Consider the following 16707-nt stretch of genomic DNA (forward strand, 5'->3'; position numbering starts at 1 on the left):
AAGGCAAAAAAATAACCGTTCGTATCGAACGGTTATTTTTGTAACATCAATTACTTATTTTTCTTTGCTGCTTTTCTTTCTTGAGCAGCAGCTGCTTTAGCTTTCATATCTGATTCTTTCCATGAAGCCCAGAATGTGCTGGCAATAAAGATTGATGTGTATGCACCTGCAAGGATACCTACGATTAGAGGAAGAGCAAATTCCTTGATTGCAGATACACCAAGAATGTAAATAAGAACGATTGTAATTAGTGTTGTTATTGTTGAGTTGATTGTACGACCCATTGTTTCAAAAACACTTCTGTTAACCATTTCTGAAATAGTTTCATTCTTCTTACGTGACTTTGTGTTTTCACGAATTCTGTCAAAGATAACGATTGTATTATTGATAGAATAACCTACAACAGTAAGCATTGCCGCAATGAAGTTTGTATTAAGCGGAATGTTTGTTATAGCATAAATCGCAGCCATGATAAGTACGTTGATTGCAAGAGCTATAACAGCCATAATAGCACTTCTCCACTCGAAACGAATTGCAATGTAAATCAAGATACAGATTATAGCAAGCAATGTGTAAAGCAAAGCTTTTCTTTGAATTTCGTTACCGAAACTTGCTGATGCAGATGATACTGAAAGTAAATCATCATCTGAAAGATTATACTTATCTTTTAGTGCATTGAAAATTTCAGTCTTAACAGTTTCGTCAACAGGAGGAGTTTTGATTACTGCAACCTGAGGATTGTCACCTGTTTGAACTTTTGCTGATACAGTATCAACAGTTTTTTCTTGGATTAAGTCAGCGACTTCTTTATTGTCGAAATCAGTGTGCATATTAACTTGCATTCTGATACCGCCCATAAATTCAACGTCGAAGTTAAATCCGCCGTGTACGATATATAGAACAATACCGGCAATAACAATTAGTGCGGGGATAAGCACGAATTTCCATCTGTTTTTAGTCAAATCTTTCATTATTCTTCCGCACCTCCTTTTTTTGCTTTTGCGTTATAGAATAGACTTCTGTTTTCGATACCGATACCTACAAGTTGCTTTAGAAGGAACTTTGTGATAACGATAGCAGTAAACATACTCAAAATAACGCCGATTCCAAGTGTAGTAGCAAAACCGGTAACTGCACCGATACCTGAGATGTAAAGAACTACACAAGAAATGATTGTTGTAATGTTAGAGTCAAGGATTGCTGAGAATGCCTTATCAAAACCTGCCGAAACAGACGCTCTGATAGTTTTACCAACTTTTAATTCTTCCTTCATTCTTTCAAATATGATACAGTCAGCATCGACCGCCATACCGATTGAAAGAACGATACCGGCAATACCTGAAAGACTTAGGTTAACATGGAATATACCCATTGCCAAACCGATAAGTCCGACATATATTAACAATGAAATATCTGCGATAAGACCAGGAATTCTGTACATAATAACCATAAAGATCATTATAAGAATGATACCGATTGCAGCAGCCAAAAGGCTTGTAGGAAGTGCGTTTGCACCAAGTTCGGCACCTACTGTTTCTTGAGAGATAACTTTCATATCAAACGGAAGTTGACCAGACTTAATCTTGTTAGCAAGGTCTTGTGCGGTTTCAGGAGTGAAATCACCTGAAATTATGCATGAGTCAGAATTGATTTCTTCTGAAACTCTCGGAGAAGAAATATCTTTTCCGTCCATTTGAATTGAAATGTAGTTTTTGCCTTCACTTGATCTTGCGGCAGCAGCCTTAGTTGCGTCGGCAAACTTTTGCTTTGCTTCAGCATTAAATTCAACCTGAACGTAAGATTGAGCCGAACCTGTCTGTGAAGTCTTACCGTATTGGTAAGAAGCGTTCTTGATGTCTGTAGCACCGTCAAGAATTACGTTGCCGTCAGCATCGTTAAATGTAAGTTTTGCTGTATCGCCAAGTAGGCTTGCAGCTTGGTCTGTTTCAAATACTGAAGGTATTTCAACAGTAATTTTTCCGCCTTCGCCTTGAGATATACGTGCTTCTGTATATCCCGCATTAGTCATACGAGTTTGGAAAATTGATTCGACAACCTGCATTTGGTCGTCGGTCGGAGCGTCTGAATCAGCTTGGAAAGTTATAACTGAACCTCCGGCTAAGTCGATGCCCTTTTTGATACCTGTTTCGCCGAACATACCGCCATATGAAAAACCAGCTATGTTAAAACCTATAAAGGCTACATAGTTAAGCAAAATGGCACATACAACAACGAAACAAAGAGTGATAATGCTCTTCTTTTTCATTTGCGTATCCATTCCTTTCTTTGTTGGGTTCTATTTGCTCATTAAAACCCATTATAAAATAGCATAAAGTTATTATATCGCTATACAACCTTTTCGTCAATAAAAATTATATTACTATAATGTAACAAAAAGGTTACAATCAGATTAATCATAGGTATAAAATACTTGCGTATATTACATATTTGTTATAGAATAATTATAAGTAAAGAATTGTTTGGAATTAAATTGACAAAAATAGGAGAGAGAAATGGACAGAAAAGAAAAGATACTTTCATATATGTGTTCAAAAGAATATATTCCGCTTAAATTTGCCGAATTGATGACTGTACTTGACGTACCGGCGGAAGATGAGGAAGAACTTCGCGATATATTAACCGAACTTTGTATTGAGGGTAAAATATATATGACTAAAAAAGGCAGATATATGAGCATTGAGGGAGAAAACTCAACGGTAGTAGGTAAACTTGTCTGTAATGCAAAAGGATTTTTCGGTTTTGTAATATGTGACGACGAAAACGAAAGTGACATATTTATTTCCGGTGACGATATGGGTGACGCTATAAACGGCGACAGAGTTATCGTTCATATTGACGATAACGACAATGCAAAAGGTCACCGACAAGGTCATATAACCAAGGTGCTTGAACGCGGAAACAAGGTTATTGTCGGTGTTATATATAAGGAAAAAGAACGATATTTTTATGTGCGTCCCGATAACAGAAAAATATATTCAAAAATTATTATAGCTCAATCGGACGCAATGACGGCTCAAATGGGTGACAGAGTTGCCGTACAGATTACAAGATACAGTGACAAGAAAAAGATTTTCGGTGAAGTTATAAGTGTTCTCGGACAACAGGAGTCGCTTAAAAGTTGCATTGAGGGTATTATATTAGGAAATGATATTAAGCAGGAATTTGATAAAGAAACATTAAATGAGGCTGATAAAATCCCTCAAACAGTGACGGAAAGCCAATTTGCAGGCAGAGAAGATTTAAGAGATATGATTATTTTCACCATTGACGGTGATGACGCCAGAGATTTTGATGACGCCGTATCTCTTACGTTAAAGGACAACGGAAACTATTATCTCGGTGTGCATATAGCCGATGTTTCAGAATATGTAAAAGAGGATACAGCACTTGAAAATGAGGCATACAAGCGTGGTACAAGCGTGTATTTGGCAGACAGAGTTATTCCTATGCTGCCGACAAGTCTTTCAAACGGCATCTGCAGTCTTAATCCGCAAGTGGACAGATTGACTTTGTCTGTATTTATGGAAATTACGGGTGACGGAAATGTTGTGAGCCACAAGCTTTGTAAATCGGTTATTTGCTCAAAAGAACGAATGACATATAATAATGTAAATAAAATGCTTGAAGACGGTGACGAAGAACTTTGTGAGAGATACAAGCATATTTTGCCGACATTGAAACTAATGGAGGACTTGGCACAAATATTAAAGAATAAACGTACTTTAAGAGGTGCGATACAGTTCGATTTTCCTGAAAGTCATATAGTTGTGAATGAAAACGGAGAGCCGATTGAAATAGAAAAAGAAGTACGCGGTACTTCAAACAAAATGATAGAAGAATTTATGCTTTCGGCAAATGAAACAATCGCCGAATATGCTTTTTGGTCTGAAATACCGTTTGTATACAGAAACCATGAGGCACCGACACTTGAAAAGATAATGACTTTTAATGAATTTATACTTCATTTCGGATTGTCGTTTAAGGGTAAGATTGACAGAGATACACCTATTCATCCAAAGGCTCTGCAACAAATACTCGATACAGTAAAAGATACACCGCAGGAGCGTATTGTTGCGTCAACAATGCTGCATTCACTTATGAAAGCAAAGTACAGTGAAGAAAATCTCGGTCATTTCGGACTTGCGGCAAAATATTACTGTCATTTTACTTCGCCGATAAGACGTTATCCCGATTTGGCAATACACAGAATATTAAAAGATTTTCTTGACGGCAAGGTTACGGGGAACAGAATTTCATATCTTGCAGGTTACGTTTCGGCGGCAAGCAAACATTCAAGCGATTGTGAAGTAAATGCGGAAACGGCCGAACGTGACGTTGACGATTTGATGAAAACGGCTTATATGTCATCATTTATTGGACAAACCTTTGAGGGTGTGGTTGCAAATGTGACTAATTTCGGTATGTTTGTAGAACTTGAAAATTCGGTTGAGGGTTTAATAAGAGTTGAAAATATGACCGATGATTATTATGAGTATGACGAAAAGGTAAATACGCTTACCGGCAGAAGAAAACAGAAGTCGTATACTACCGGTGATGTGGTAAATATAGTTGTTGCGAGAACTGATATTCTTTCAAGACAGATTGACTTTGTTTTAGCTAAAGACGCGGACCGTAAGTTACTTAAAAAGTTCGCAAAACCGATAGAAATTCCTAAATCGGAAAAACACGGTAAGAAGTCAAAAAGGAAAAAGAGTTTTAAGAAATACAATAAGAAGAAAAAGTAGGTTTACAAATGGAGAAATTTGAAATTATAATAACAACATTGTTCGGACTTGAATCGCTTGTCGCAAGAGAAGTACGTCGTCTTGGCTATGAAACAACTTCAGTTGAGGACGGCAGAGTTACGTTTATGGGTGATAATGAGGCTGTTTGCAGAGCAAATATGTGGATAAGAACAGGAGAGAGAGTGCTTATAAAAACTGCCGAATTTACTGCGGTCACGTTTGACGAATTGTTTGAAAAGACAAAAGCTGTTGATCGGAGTAAATGGATTGGCAAAAATGACGCTTTTCCTGTGAAAGGATATTCCTTAAAGTCAACTCTTGCAAGCGTAAGGGATTGTCAGGCAATTATAAAGAAAGCAACTGCTGAAAGTCTTTCAAATAAATACGGCATAGAATGGTTGCCGGAGGACGGCGCAAATTATCAAATACAGTTTTCAATTTTTAAAGATAAAGTTACACTTATGATAGATACGTCTGGCGAGGGACTTCACAAACGCGGTTACAGACAACATTCAAATGTTGCACCGCTAAAAGAAACACTTGCCGCCGCAATGGTTGAACTGAGTCATTGGAAATTTGAATATCCGCTATGTGATCCGTTTTGCGGCAGCGGTACAATTCCTATTGAAGCCGCAATGATAAAAAGAAACATTGCTCCGGGAATAAAGCGAGAATTTGCGGCACAGAATTTTGCGTGGATAGATGAAGAGTTGTGGGTTAAGTCCGTTGAAGAAGCTAAAAGCTTGGAAAGAAATGTGCCGCTTGAAATTTATGCGTATGATATAGAAAACGAATATGTTGAATTGACAAATGAAAATGCCCGAATTGCAGGTGTGGGTGACTTTGTTAAAGCGGAAAAAGGTGACGCACGAAAAATTCACTTCGATATGCCGTATGGTACAATTATTTGTAATCCGCCTTACGGTGAAAGAATAGGTGGAATTAAAGAATGTGAAAAACTGTATAAGGAAATAGGCAAAAGCTTTAATGCACTTGATAAGTGGTCGTATTATATTATCGCGTCAAACGAAAACTTTGAATCGCTGTTCGGAAAAAAAGCAAATAAAAAACGTAAATTGTATAATGGTATGATTAAGTGCAATCTATATCAATTCTTCGGAGAGCGTCCGCCTAAAACCAACAAGTAAATTTATACCGATTGAAAATTTCAATCGGTATTTTTTATAATGTCACTATTTGCAAACTATTCTCTATAATTTGCAATTCAAAACTTCTTTATAAAATTGTATAATTTATTAAAATAAAAAACACAATAAAAATCTGATTATCCGCTAAAACACAGTATCTATCAGCATTTTCAAGGAAACAAACACATCAATTTACTACTTATTTACTACTAACGAATGAGCCTTGATACGCAAGTTTTCCTAGATATGCAAAGATATGGTACAACACATCAGTATTGAAACAAGAAAAAATTGAATAACTTATAGACTATGGAACGCCTAACATGACGTTCCTTTTCTATTTCCAGCCGTTCTTATTGGACGGCTATTTTATTACCCAAAATGAAAGGAGCATTAGATTTATGAAAAAGATGTTAAAACGATTGTGTACTGGCTTCTTAGCTCTTGCAACTGTCGTTACTACTTTACCGACGACACCCGTTCATGCAGAAAGCAAGCAATACTGGACGGAGTCAAAAGAGCGTGTCGGTATCGTTGAAAAAGTAATGAATGACGGTTCGATTGGTTCTACTTTTAACGAGGGACATTTGACCGTCGAGGGCGAGGACGCTTACTGTATCGACATTAACACAGATTTTAGGAATGGCTACAAGACCAGAATTGACGCAAGCACCCGTATGAGTGCCGACCAGATAAGCGACGTTGCCTTATCTATCGAATATGTGAAACAGTACACAGACAGCCACAGCGGAATAAGCAACAATCACGCCTACCTTTTAAGACAGCTTGTTGTCTGGCAGAGATTGAGCGTACATCTTGGCTGGCAATGCGACAACGTGAGAGCTTCTTATGATGAAATTCCAAAGGCAACGCAGGACGAAGTTTTCTCTGGTGCAAGAGCCTTTGTCAAAGAAAATAAAGGACGTTATGAATGTGGCGGTTATATCTACTCTGGCGAGGGGCAGGAATTGGGGCAATTCTGGGCGAAGTTAAATATCGGAAATGCGAAACTTAAAAAGGCTACCAGTAATACCAGCATTACAGACGGTAACGGGAATTACTCTATCGCTGGTGCAACATACGGTGTCTTTTCTGATAAGAACTGCACGAAACAGCTTGCCACTCTTACGACTGATGAAAACGGAAATACAGATGTTGTAGAGGTAAAAGCAGGCACAGTCTATATCAAGGAATTATCCGCACCAGCAGGATATAAAGTAGATAAAACTATATATTCCTTAAAGGTTGAAGCTGGAAAAACAGCGACTTTGAAAGTATCTGATACACCAAAAGTAACGGACACGTTGATTGAGCTTTTCAAGATTGATATGGAAACACAGAAAGACAATCCGCAGGGGAACGCTTCTCTAGCAGGTGCGGAATTTACATGGAAGTATTATGCAGGCTTCTATAATAAAGACAATCTCCCTGCCGAAGCTACTCGTACATGGGTTACAAAGACAATCGCTGAAACAGACAGCGACGGGTCAACCCACTACATCACAAAATTTGCGGACGCATACAAAGTATCTGGCGATAGCTTCTATATGCAGGACGGTAAAGCGGTTCTTCCACTTGGAACGCTAACCGTTGAAGAAACAAAAGCTCCAAACGGATACTTGTTAGACGGTGCATATATGCAGGCTGGCGATAAGTCCGAACAGATAAAAGACTTATACCTTACACAGATTACCGAGGACGGCGACCTTGCCGTATTATCTGGAAGTAACCAGTTTTCCGTATCAGATAAGGTTATCCGTGGCGGTGTGAAAATTCAGAAACGAGATTTAGAAACGGGCGATACCAAACTACAAGGAAGTGCAACTTTAAAAGATACTGCCTTTGACATCATTTCCTTAAATGATAATGCAGTATTGGTTGAGGGCAAGCTCTATAAGAAAAATGAAGTGGTAAAGACAATTCGTACCGATATTGAGGGTATCGCTTCTACTTCTGCTGACCTTTTACCTTATGGAAACTTCCGTATCGTTGAGAGCGAAGCACCAGACGGATATTTGACAGACGGTGCAAAACCGATTGATTTTACAATCACAGAAAATGGAAAAATCGTGGACTTAACCGACGAAGCCCATTCTATCTATAATCAGATTAAGCGTGGAGATATTGAGGGTGTAAAAATCGGTGCAGGCACACACAAGCGTCTTGCTGATGTTCCTTTTAGGATCACAAGCAAGACAACGGGCGAAAATCATATAGTTGTAACTGATGATAACGGGCAGTTTTCCACTTCTTCTGAATGGGCTTCGCATAAGCACAATACCAACGCAGGCAAGACCAGCGAGGACGGTGTGTGGTTTGGAACTTCTGAACCAGACGACAGCAAGGGTGCATTACCTTATGATACCTACATCATTGAAGAAATGCGTTGCGACAGTAACAAAGGCTTTGAACTTATCCCACCTTTTGAAATCGTGGTATCAAGAAATAACCTTGTGATTGATTTAGGAACGTTGACTGATGAATACGAAAAAGAAATCTCTATCCATACCACAGCGACCAGCAAGGACGGCGAAAAAACTATCCTTGCAGGAAAAGAGGTAACAATCGTTGATACTGTCAAATTAAACGGGCTTACAAAAGGCACAAAGTATCAGTTGAAAGGTTGGCAGATGTTAAAGGAAGAAAACGCCGAGCTTATCATTGACGGGAAACGTGTAGAAAACGATTATACCTTTGTCGCTGATGATGAAGAAATGAAAGTGGAAATTTCCTATATATTCAATGCGTCTGCTTTAGGTGGCAAGAACCTTGTTACCTTTGAAGAATTGTATGATTTCAGCAATCCAGACGAACCCGTGAAAGTTGCGGAGCATAAAGACATTGAGGACGACGGGCAGACCGTACTTATCACAGAGCGTATCATCAAAATTCATACGACTGCTACCGATAAGGACGGCAACAAAGAGCTTGAAGCTGGAAAAGAGGTAACAATCATTGATACCGTAACCTTAGAGGGCTTAGAAGTCGGTACACAGTACAAACTGGTGGGCTGGCAGATGTTGAAAAAAGAAAATGCCGAGCTTCTTATCAATGGGAAACGTGTGGAAAGTGATTACACTTTTACTGCTGACAGCGAAACTATGAAAGTGGAAGTTGCCTTTACCCTTGACGCTACTTCCCTTGACGGCAAACAGCTTGTAACTTTTGAAGAATTGTACGATTTAAGCAATCCAGACGATCCGAAGAAAGTTACCGAGCATAAGGATATTGAGGATAAGGGACAGACGATTACCTTTAAGGAAAAGCCAAAAGAACCAGAGAAACCCGAAACACCACCGACACCAGAAAAGCCAAACAGACCGAGCGACAGTCCCAAAACGGGCGATAACACAAACCTTTACGGACTGCTTGCACTTCTTTTGACCTCTGGTGCTGGACTGGCAGGTATCTTCTTCTACAAACGCCGTAAAATGAAAAAATCATAAGGCGGTAACGGTATGAGAAAAGAAAAATCACGCTCTCCGCCGAAGTTGTCAAACGGCAGACTTCCGCTTATTCTGGCTTGTCTGCCAACAACCTGCAAGAACACGGATAGTCAAGGGTGCGTAAGCATTGATTTTACCCTTTACTATCTGTGGGATTGCTGGTACTTCCCAAACCGCCAGAATAAGAAATCACAATCAATTTATCAAAAATAGAAAGAAACGAGGTAAAACAATATGGAAATGAAATATGTCGTGCCAGATATGGTACAGTCTTTTGGAACTCTTGAATTTGCAGGCGAAAGTGAGCCAGTCTTTGAAAGAGATAAAAATAACCGCAGGGTCTTAGCAAGACGAAGCTATAACCTTTATTCTGACGTACAGAAAGGCGAAAATGTTGTGGTAGAAATTCCCGTGCAGGCTGGCGAAAAAAAGTTCAAGTATGAACAGAAAGTAAAACTTGTCAATCCGAAGTTATACGGCAGAGGTTATGCAATCGGGGATATGGGACATACCGATTATGTGTTAGTTGCTGATGATATTGTAGCAGTTGAAGAAAAGTAAAGGAGTGAAGAATTTATGAGATTATCAAACGGGTTTGTTATTGACAAAGAGAAAACATTTGGAGAATTAAAATTTACAGCGGTGCGTGATGTGTTCTTACAGAATGAGGACGGGACACCGAGTACCCAGCTTAAAAAGCGTATCTATGATTTGAAGTGCAGTTTGCATGGTGGAATTATCCCCGTGTCTGTACCGCCAGAAGTACCGTTAAGAGAATTTCCGTACAATGCAGTTGTGGAGCTTGTCAATCCAGTAGCCGATACGGTATCAAGAAAGACCTATACGGGTGCAGATGTGGACTGGTATGTAAAGGCAGAGGATATTGTATTGAAGAATAAAGGCAATCAAAACGTAGGCAGTCCACAGAACCATACACCGCAGGGACAGCCGAAAAAATAGGCTTGCTGAATAGATTTTCGTTGTAGCGGATATATAAAACTGTTATAATATGGGTATGAAAAATTTAATTATAAGGAGTGCTGTTTATGATAAGAGCTATTATATTTGCTGTATTCGTTGTCCCTATTATATCTCTCGTATTAGATAAGACACAAAAAGCAACTAAAAAAGAAAAATTCACAAATACTGTTTTTGTATCACACGCCTATCAAACAGTATGTCATATTTGTTCATTGATAATGGTAGGAATTGCAATAGCTTTAGGATTGTTCATGGGATTTGATAATACGGTGGGACACTCTGTTGTTTTTGCTATTTTTGTTCTATTGATTGAATTTTGTGCGTGGGCATTAAAAAGACATAAGGTAGTAATTGACGGAAATAATTTGCGTATTACTCCTGCTGTTGGAAGAACAAGAGAAATTTCATTTAATGATATTTCCCGTTGCACAGAAAAAGAGCAAATAGGATTGAAAATATTTGTAGGAAACAAAAAAATTTGTACAGTTTCTTGCGACTGTGTTGGATATAAAGAATTTCTTGAAATGTTAAAAGAGAAAAATTTACTCTAATACGTTTCGCCCAAATAAACAGTTATATTATTTTAGCAGTTAGTCTTAGGATTGACTGCTTTTTTCATACCCAGAAAGGAGTGATTGATTTATGCAAAAGATTTTTAACAAAGGACACCGTATCAGAGCCAGCGACAAGCACCTTGTCTACCACTTTTCCATAGGAACGCTTCTGTTTGTATTCGTGGCGGTTCTCCTGCTACTGAATATCAAACAGCTCATGCGTACTGATTGGGAACATTTCAGCTTGTTAGAGAACGGCTTGACGCTTTCCCCTTACAACTTCATAACTATACTGATAGCGACTGGTGTTTGTGCATTGGTCGTTTTTCTGTATTACCACTTCTGTTACGATAGTTTCAAGAAGCTCCTGCACCGTCAAAAGCTGGCAAGAATGGTACTGGAAAATAAGTGGTATGAAGCCGATACCGTACAAGACAGCGGTTTTTTTACTGACCTGCAAAGCAGATCAAGGGAAAAAATCGTCTGGTTTCCAAAGATTTATTATCAAATGGAAAAGGGACTGCTTCATATCCGCTGTGAAATTACGCTGGGAAAATATCAAGACCAGCTTTTACGGTTAGAGGATAAATTGGAAAGTGGCTTATATTGTGAGCTGACCGACAAGACCCTGCATGACGGCTATATTGAATATACCCTGCTTTATGATATGATAGCGAACCGCATTACCATTGATGAAGTACGGGCAGAAAACGGCTGTCTGAAACTGATGAAAAATCTTGTCTGGGAATATGACGCACTCCCTCACGCTCTGATTGCTGGTGGAACGGGTGGCGGTAAAACTTATTTTCTGCTGACGCTTATTGAAGCCTTACTGCATACCAACGCTGTCCTTTACATCTTAGACCCGAAGAACGCTGACCTTGCAGACTTAGGGACAGTTATGGGAAATGTGTATCACACCAAAGAAGAAATGATTGATTGTGTCAATGCCTTTTATGAGGGAATGGTACAGCGAAGTGAGGAAATGAAGCAACACCCGAACTATAAGACGGGCGAAAACTACGCCTATCTGGGACTGCCACCCTGCTTTCTTATCTTTGATGAATATGTGGCATTTTTTGAAATGCTGGGGACAAAGGAAAGCGTGGGCTTGCTTAGCCAGTTAAAGAAAATCGTTATGTTAGGACGACAAGCAGGTTATTTCCTTATCGTTGCCTGCCAGCGTCCAGACGCAAAGTATTTCTCTGACGGTATCAGAGATAACTTCAATTTCCGTGTGGGACTTGGGCGTATCAGCGAATTAGGTTACGGTATGCTGTTCGGTTCAGATGTGAAAAAGCAGTTTTTCCAGAAGCGTATCAAGGGGCGTGGCTATTGTGATATGGGAACAAGCGTGATAAGCGAATTTTACACGCCTTTAGTCCCCAAAGGACATGATTTTTTACAAACAATCGGCAGGCTTGCACAAGAAAGACAAGTCATGCCAGAACAACAAGGAAAGGAAGATGTGATTGAATAAGGACACATTAAATGTTTATCACGCACCCACAGAGAAAAACTACCTCTGTTTGTGCTTGAATACAGATATTTTTACAACGGATTGCAGGAAATATATGTTAGATTGTTTTTTAGATTATTCTGTCAATCCAAATCTGCGATTTCATTCAAGGATAGATAAAATCATTGATGATGTTATTCGTGAAAAAATCAACATTCCTCATAAGTTTAGAATGAGGTTGGAAAGTAGACATTGCGTTGAAAGCAGGATAATCTATTTTCGATTTCGAGTTTTAGATAAGGCTTGTCTGCAATGTAATGTATTTCTTAAAGGGCTGTCTGAAGAAATGAAAGAAGCACTTTCAGATGAAAGAATAGATTTTGCGGTTATCTATGAGGGCATACAAGGTTCACAGCAGGACACAGACACGGACGACAAGGACGGGTTTTGCGGTTCTCAACCGCAAGTTCCGTTCTTGGCGGACGGGGCTTGTCCCGTCCGCTGATAAAACCCCTCGGTATCTAACAGAGGGGTACGTTTGCAAATAGACAATAGACAAAAAACATAGGAAACATAAGGCTTCTGGCATGGTTTCCTAGCAAAAATCGGCTGTGAAGTCGCCTAAAAAAACTTCACACTTTACAGATTGGGGGTATGGTTCTGAATGAAGAACAATGGATAAAAGAATTACGGGAGAAACGGATTGCTTACGGTATCTCACAAGGCAGGCTGGCGGTGGCTTCTGGTATCACAAGAGAATATCTCAATAAGATAGAAAGCGGAAAAATGAAGCCGTCAAAGGAGCTTTTGGAAACTCTGCATAAAGAACTGGCAAGGTTCAATCCAGAAGCACCGCTTACCATGCTGTTTGATTATGTGAAAATTCGTTTTCCCACGCTGGATATACAGCATATCATCAAAGACATATTAAAACTGAATATCAACTATATGCTCCATGAAGATTATGGACATTACAGTTATACGGAGCATTACTCTTTAGGGGACATCTTTATCTATACGTCGGCTGACGAAGAAAAAGGTGTCCTTTTAGAGTTAAAGGGGCGTGGTTGCAGGCAGTTTGAAAGTTACCTGCTGGCACAGCAAAGAAGCTGGTATGACTTTCTCATGGACGCACTCGTAGACGGTGGCGTGATGAAGCGTATCGACCTTGCTATCAACGACCATACGGGCATTTTGGATATTCCAGAGCTTGCGGAAAAATGCAGAAAACGGGAATATATCGGAAAGTCCAGAAGTTATAAGTTTTACCAGTCGGGCGAGCTTATCAAGCATAGAGAGGACGACAGAGAATATATGGGACGCACCCTTTATCTTGGTTCGCTGAAATCAGATGTGTATTTTTGTATCTATGAAAAGGACTATGAGCAGTACGTCAAGTTAGGGACACCGCTTGAAGAAGCCGACATTATCAACCGTTTTGAGATACGGCTTAGAAATGAACGTGCCTATTATGCAGTACGAGATTTGCTGACCTATTATGACGCAGAGCAGACCGCCTTTTCTATCATCAACCAGTATGTACGGTTTGTTGATGAAGAACCCGACAAGCGAAAAAATGAATGGAAACTCAATGACCGCTGGGCTTGGTTTATTGGCGATAACAGACAGAGCTTGAAGCTGACGACAAAGCCAGAGCCTTACACCTTAGACCGCACATTGCGTTGGGTACAAAGGCAGGTAGCACCAACCTTGAAAATGCTGAAAAAGATTGATAAAGGAAACGGTACAGACTACATGGAAACAATCGAACAGCAGGCAAAGCTCACAGAAAAGCATAAAATGATAATCAAACAGCAGACGACCCCTGCAAAAGATTTGGTGGAAAGTTAGGAGTGATAAAAAATGTGGGTATTATTAAAAGATTTCCTGCTGGTATCTATGGGAATGGGTATCGGCGTAGTCTTGATGTGTATTTTGAATGTCGGCAAAGAAGCTGACTATGAAATGAAACAATTAGAAGAAAGTGAGGACAATTAAATGAATTTCGGACAAAATTTGTATCAATGGTTTTTATCAAACGCACAGAGCTTAGTGCTTATGGCGATTGTGGTTATCGGTATCTACTTAGGGTTCAAGCGTGAGTTTTCAAAACTTATCGGCTTCTTGGTAGTTGCCTTGATTGCTGTCGGTTTGGTATTCAACGCTGGCGGTGTGAAAGATGTATTGTTAGAGCTGTTCAATAAGATTATCGGTGCATAAAATTTTATTGTGGTGCTGATATGCGAATGTTATAATGTGGATATGAAACACAGTATCTAGGAGTGATGGAATGAAATATATAATGCTTCACGGTTTGGGACAATCTTCTGAAAGTTGGAGTGATACCGTAAAAGTATTCAATGATGATTTTGAAGTTTTATGCCCTAATTTATCAGATTGGCTTTTTGGAAAAATACCATGTTATGATACATTGTATCGGACATTGGAAACATACTGTGAACAGTTTGAAGAACCGCTAAATATTTGTGGACTTTCTTTAGGTGGTATTCTTGCTATGCAGTATGCGATAGAACACCCAGAAAAAATGAACTCATTAGTGTTAATAGGCACACAATATGAAATGCCAAAGTATCTGTTAAAAATGCAAAATCTGATATTCCGTATTATGCCTTGTTCAGCATTTGAAAAAATGGGTTTTCAGAAAACAGATTTTATCAATCTATGCAAATCTATGACAGAACTTAATTTTAAACATGAACTGAAAAAAATATCATGTTCGGTACTTGTTGTCTGTGGCGATAAGGATAAGATAAATAAAAAAGCTTCTTTAGAATTGCAACAACAGATAGAAAACGCAGAAATAGCTATTATTGAAAATGCAGGACATGAAGTAAATACAGATAACCCAACACTACTAGGGCAAAAGTTAAATGTATTTTTCAAACAATATGTCTGATAAACAATTTCATATCCATACACACAAAGCAGTTAGTCTTAGGATTGACTGCTTTTTTCATACCTAAATTTCAGATTGGAGTGATGAAATGAACGATATTTTTAAGGATATGCAGGCAAAAGTCGGCTGTGAATACATTTCCGACCTGCCCTCTTACAAGCGTAAGGTGTGGCATGAAATGAAACGGCTGAACCCTGCCGACTATGAAGAAAGACAGTTAGAAGATTTTTCTAAATATGTGTTTGGTATCTCATACCAGAACTTAAAAGATGTGATGAACCAACAGAAAGGACGTGAGGAACAATGCAGGAAACAAGGGTACTGGTGGAAACGAGAGGAACAACTGACGAAGAAACAATATCATACTGGTTCGACCTGCCGATAGATGTTGCCGAGTTTGAAGAAAAGTTAGGTATCGGTGCAGAAAGTGGGGATTACTGTATTATCGAAAAGGTGTTGCCTTATGCTGATGAAGTTCACGAACATACAAGCGTGTATCAGCTCAACGAATTAGATTTTATGTACCGCCAGCTTTCAAGTGATATGCAGGAAGAATATGTATCACTTCTGACCGTATATGACAATTTAGAAGCACTTTATATTTGCAGGAACGTGATTACGGTTTATCCTGACTGCAAAAGCATGATAGATGTTGCAAGGCAAAAGCTGATGAACGACCCGACATTTAAGCATTTATCCGAGGACTGTCAAGAATATTACTTTGACTTTGAAGCCTATGCTTCTCACTTGCAGGAACACGGGAAATTTTTAGTAACAGAACACGGTATCTTTGAACTGCCAGAGTAGGAAATGAGGTGGTGGTTATGATTGATGATATGGCGGTTTACATTGCTAATCTTGGCAAATACAATGAGGGATATTTAGTCGGTGCTTGGTTCACGTTTCCCATTGATGAGGAAGATGTAAAAGAAAAAATCGGCTTGAATGAACAGTATGAGGAATACGCAATCCATGATACCGACAACTTCCCCATTGCGATTGGCGAGTATGTTTCCATTGAAGAACTCAATGAGATGTATGAAATGATAGAGGAACTTCCCGACTATATCGTAGAGTGTCTGGACGAATTTATCAGCCACTACGGGACGCTGGAAGAAGTCGTGGAACACAAGGACGATATTTATTATTATCCCGACTGTGAAACCATGACAGACGTTGCCTACTACTACATAGACGAATTGCAGGCACTTGGCGACATTCCACCCAGCTTACAGAACTACATTGACTATGAAGCCTACGGGCGAGATTTGGATATGGGCGGTTGCTTTATTGAAACAAGCCGAGGTATGTGCGAGATACCATATTAACGCTGGAAGATCAGCGACAAGCATTGTTGCTACTGACAGCGTATTTCTCTTTTAAGGGACAGTCTGAAAATGGCTGTCCTTTTCTATTTTGAAAGGAGCTGAAAGAAC

17 protein-coding genes and 1 pseudogene are annotated in these 16707 nt (G+C 39.2%); 16 read left to right on the top strand and 2 right to left on the bottom strand.

The annotated features are described in order from the left end of the window. Nucleotides 1-50 precede the first annotated feature (50 nt). Together secF and secD are read right to left on the bottom strand one after the other, a co-directional pair. A complete protein-coding gene (gene secF / locus ACSAMO_RS01025; RefSeq protein ID WP_022229078.1) occupies nt 51-971 on the bottom strand; it encodes a protein translocase subunit SecF in 921 nt (306 codons plus the stop codon). Beyond that, nucleotides 971-2266, bottom strand: coding sequence for a protein translocase subunit SecD (gene secD / locus ACSAMO_RS01030; protein WP_022229077.1), 1296 nt, complete (start codon nt 2264-2266; stop codon nt 971-973). The genes secF and secD overlap by 1 nt, the downstream gene beginning before the upstream one ends. A gap of 247 nt (nt 2267-2513) precedes the next feature. Here secD and rnr point away from each other — a divergent pair, with 247 nt between their 5' ends. The 16 genes and pseudogenes from rnr (at nt 2514) to ACSAMO_RS01110 (ending at nt 16599) form a co-directional block, all read left to right on the top strand. Beyond that, entirely contained in the window at nt 2514-4766 is a 2253-nt protein-coding gene (rnr, locus tag ACSAMO_RS01035) for a ribonuclease R (RefSeq protein WP_499209609.1), read from the top strand. Between the two features lie 8 nt (nt 4767-4774). After that, a complete protein-coding gene (locus ACSAMO_RS01040; RefSeq protein WP_499209610.1) occupies nt 4775-5914 on the top strand; it encodes a THUMP domain-containing class I SAM-dependent RNA methyltransferase in 1140 nt (379 codons plus the stop codon). Nucleotides 5915-6315: 401 nt separating this feature from the next. Next, nucleotides 6316-9360, top strand: a complete 3045-nt coding sequence (locus ACSAMO_RS01045) for an SrtB-anchored collagen-binding adhesin (protein WP_499209611.1) — start codon at nt 6316-6318, stop codon at nt 9358-9360. A 12-nt stretch (nt 9361-9372) separates the two neighbouring features. Next, nucleotides 9373-9573 (top strand): hypothetical protein, encoded by a 201-nt coding sequence (locus ACSAMO_RS01050; protein WP_004843347.1) that lies wholly within the window; start codon nt 9373-9375, stop codon nt 9571-9573. 21 nt (nt 9574-9594) lie between these two features. Next, nucleotides 9595-9921: a YdcP family protein gene (locus tag ACSAMO_RS01055; RefSeq protein ID WP_004843348.1), complete on the top strand. Its 327-nt coding sequence runs from the start codon at nt 9595-9597 to the stop codon at nt 9919-9921. A 15-nt stretch (nt 9922-9936) separates the two neighbouring features. Beyond that, a complete protein-coding gene (locus ACSAMO_RS01060; RefSeq protein WP_004843349.1) occupies nt 9937-10320 on the top strand; it encodes a YdcP family protein in 384 nt (127 codons plus the stop codon). A gap of 86 nt (nt 10321-10406) precedes the next feature. After that, a complete protein-coding gene (locus ACSAMO_RS01065) occupies nt 10407-10892 on the top strand; it encodes a DUF6560 family protein (RefSeq protein WP_004843350.1) in 486 nt (161 codons plus the stop codon). A gap of 91 nt (nt 10893-10983) precedes the next feature. Then, nucleotides 10984-12375 (top strand): FtsK/SpoIIIE domain-containing protein, encoded by a 1392-nt coding sequence (locus ACSAMO_RS01070; protein ID WP_004843351.1) that lies wholly within the window; start codon nt 10984-10986, stop codon nt 12373-12375. Between the two features lie 94 nt (nt 12376-12469). Further along, complete coding sequence (locus ACSAMO_RS01075; protein ID WP_004843352.1) at nt 12470-12859, top strand: hypothetical protein; 390 nt, start codon at nt 12470-12472, stop codon at nt 12857-12859. Nucleotides 12860-13008: 149 nt separating this feature from the next. After that, entirely contained in the window at nt 13009-14205 is a 1197-nt protein-coding gene (mobT, locus tag ACSAMO_RS01080) for a MobT family relaxase (RefSeq protein WP_025489600.1), read from the top strand. 33 nt (nt 14206-14238) lie between these two features. Then, a pseudogene (locus tag ACSAMO_RS01085) lies at nt 14239-14352 on the top strand (DUF3789 domain-containing protein); the annotation flags it as partial. Further along, on the top strand, nt 14353-14574 hold the full coding sequence (locus ACSAMO_RS01090; RefSeq protein WP_002323342.1) for a hypothetical protein: 222 nt from the start codon (nt 14353-14355) through the stop codon (nt 14572-14574). A 70-nt stretch (nt 14575-14644) separates the two neighbouring features. Then, nucleotides 14645-15271, top strand: a complete 627-nt coding sequence (locus tag ACSAMO_RS01095; protein WP_022620533.1) for an alpha/beta fold hydrolase — start codon at nt 14645-14647, stop codon at nt 15269-15271. Between the two features lie 88 nt (nt 15272-15359). Next, entirely contained in the window at nt 15360-15656 is a 297-nt protein-coding gene (locus ACSAMO_RS01100; RefSeq protein WP_074038079.1) for a conjugal transfer protein, read from the top strand. Then, the gene (locus tag ACSAMO_RS01105; RefSeq protein ID WP_025489601.1) at nt 15575-16078 is read left to right on the top strand and encodes an antirestriction protein ArdA; all 504 of its coding nucleotides are present in this window, start codon (nt 15575-15577) and stop codon (nt 16076-16078) included. The genes ACSAMO_RS01100 and ACSAMO_RS01105 overlap by 82 nt, the downstream gene beginning before the upstream one ends. Nucleotides 16079-16095: 17 nt before the next feature. After that, a complete protein-coding gene (locus tag ACSAMO_RS01110; protein ID WP_002323345.1) occupies nt 16096-16599 on the top strand; it encodes an antirestriction protein ArdA in 504 nt (167 codons plus the stop codon). Nucleotides 16600-16707: the final 108 nt, after the last annotated feature.

This window comes from Ructibacterium sp. SJQ-7 (assembly GCF_054696575.1).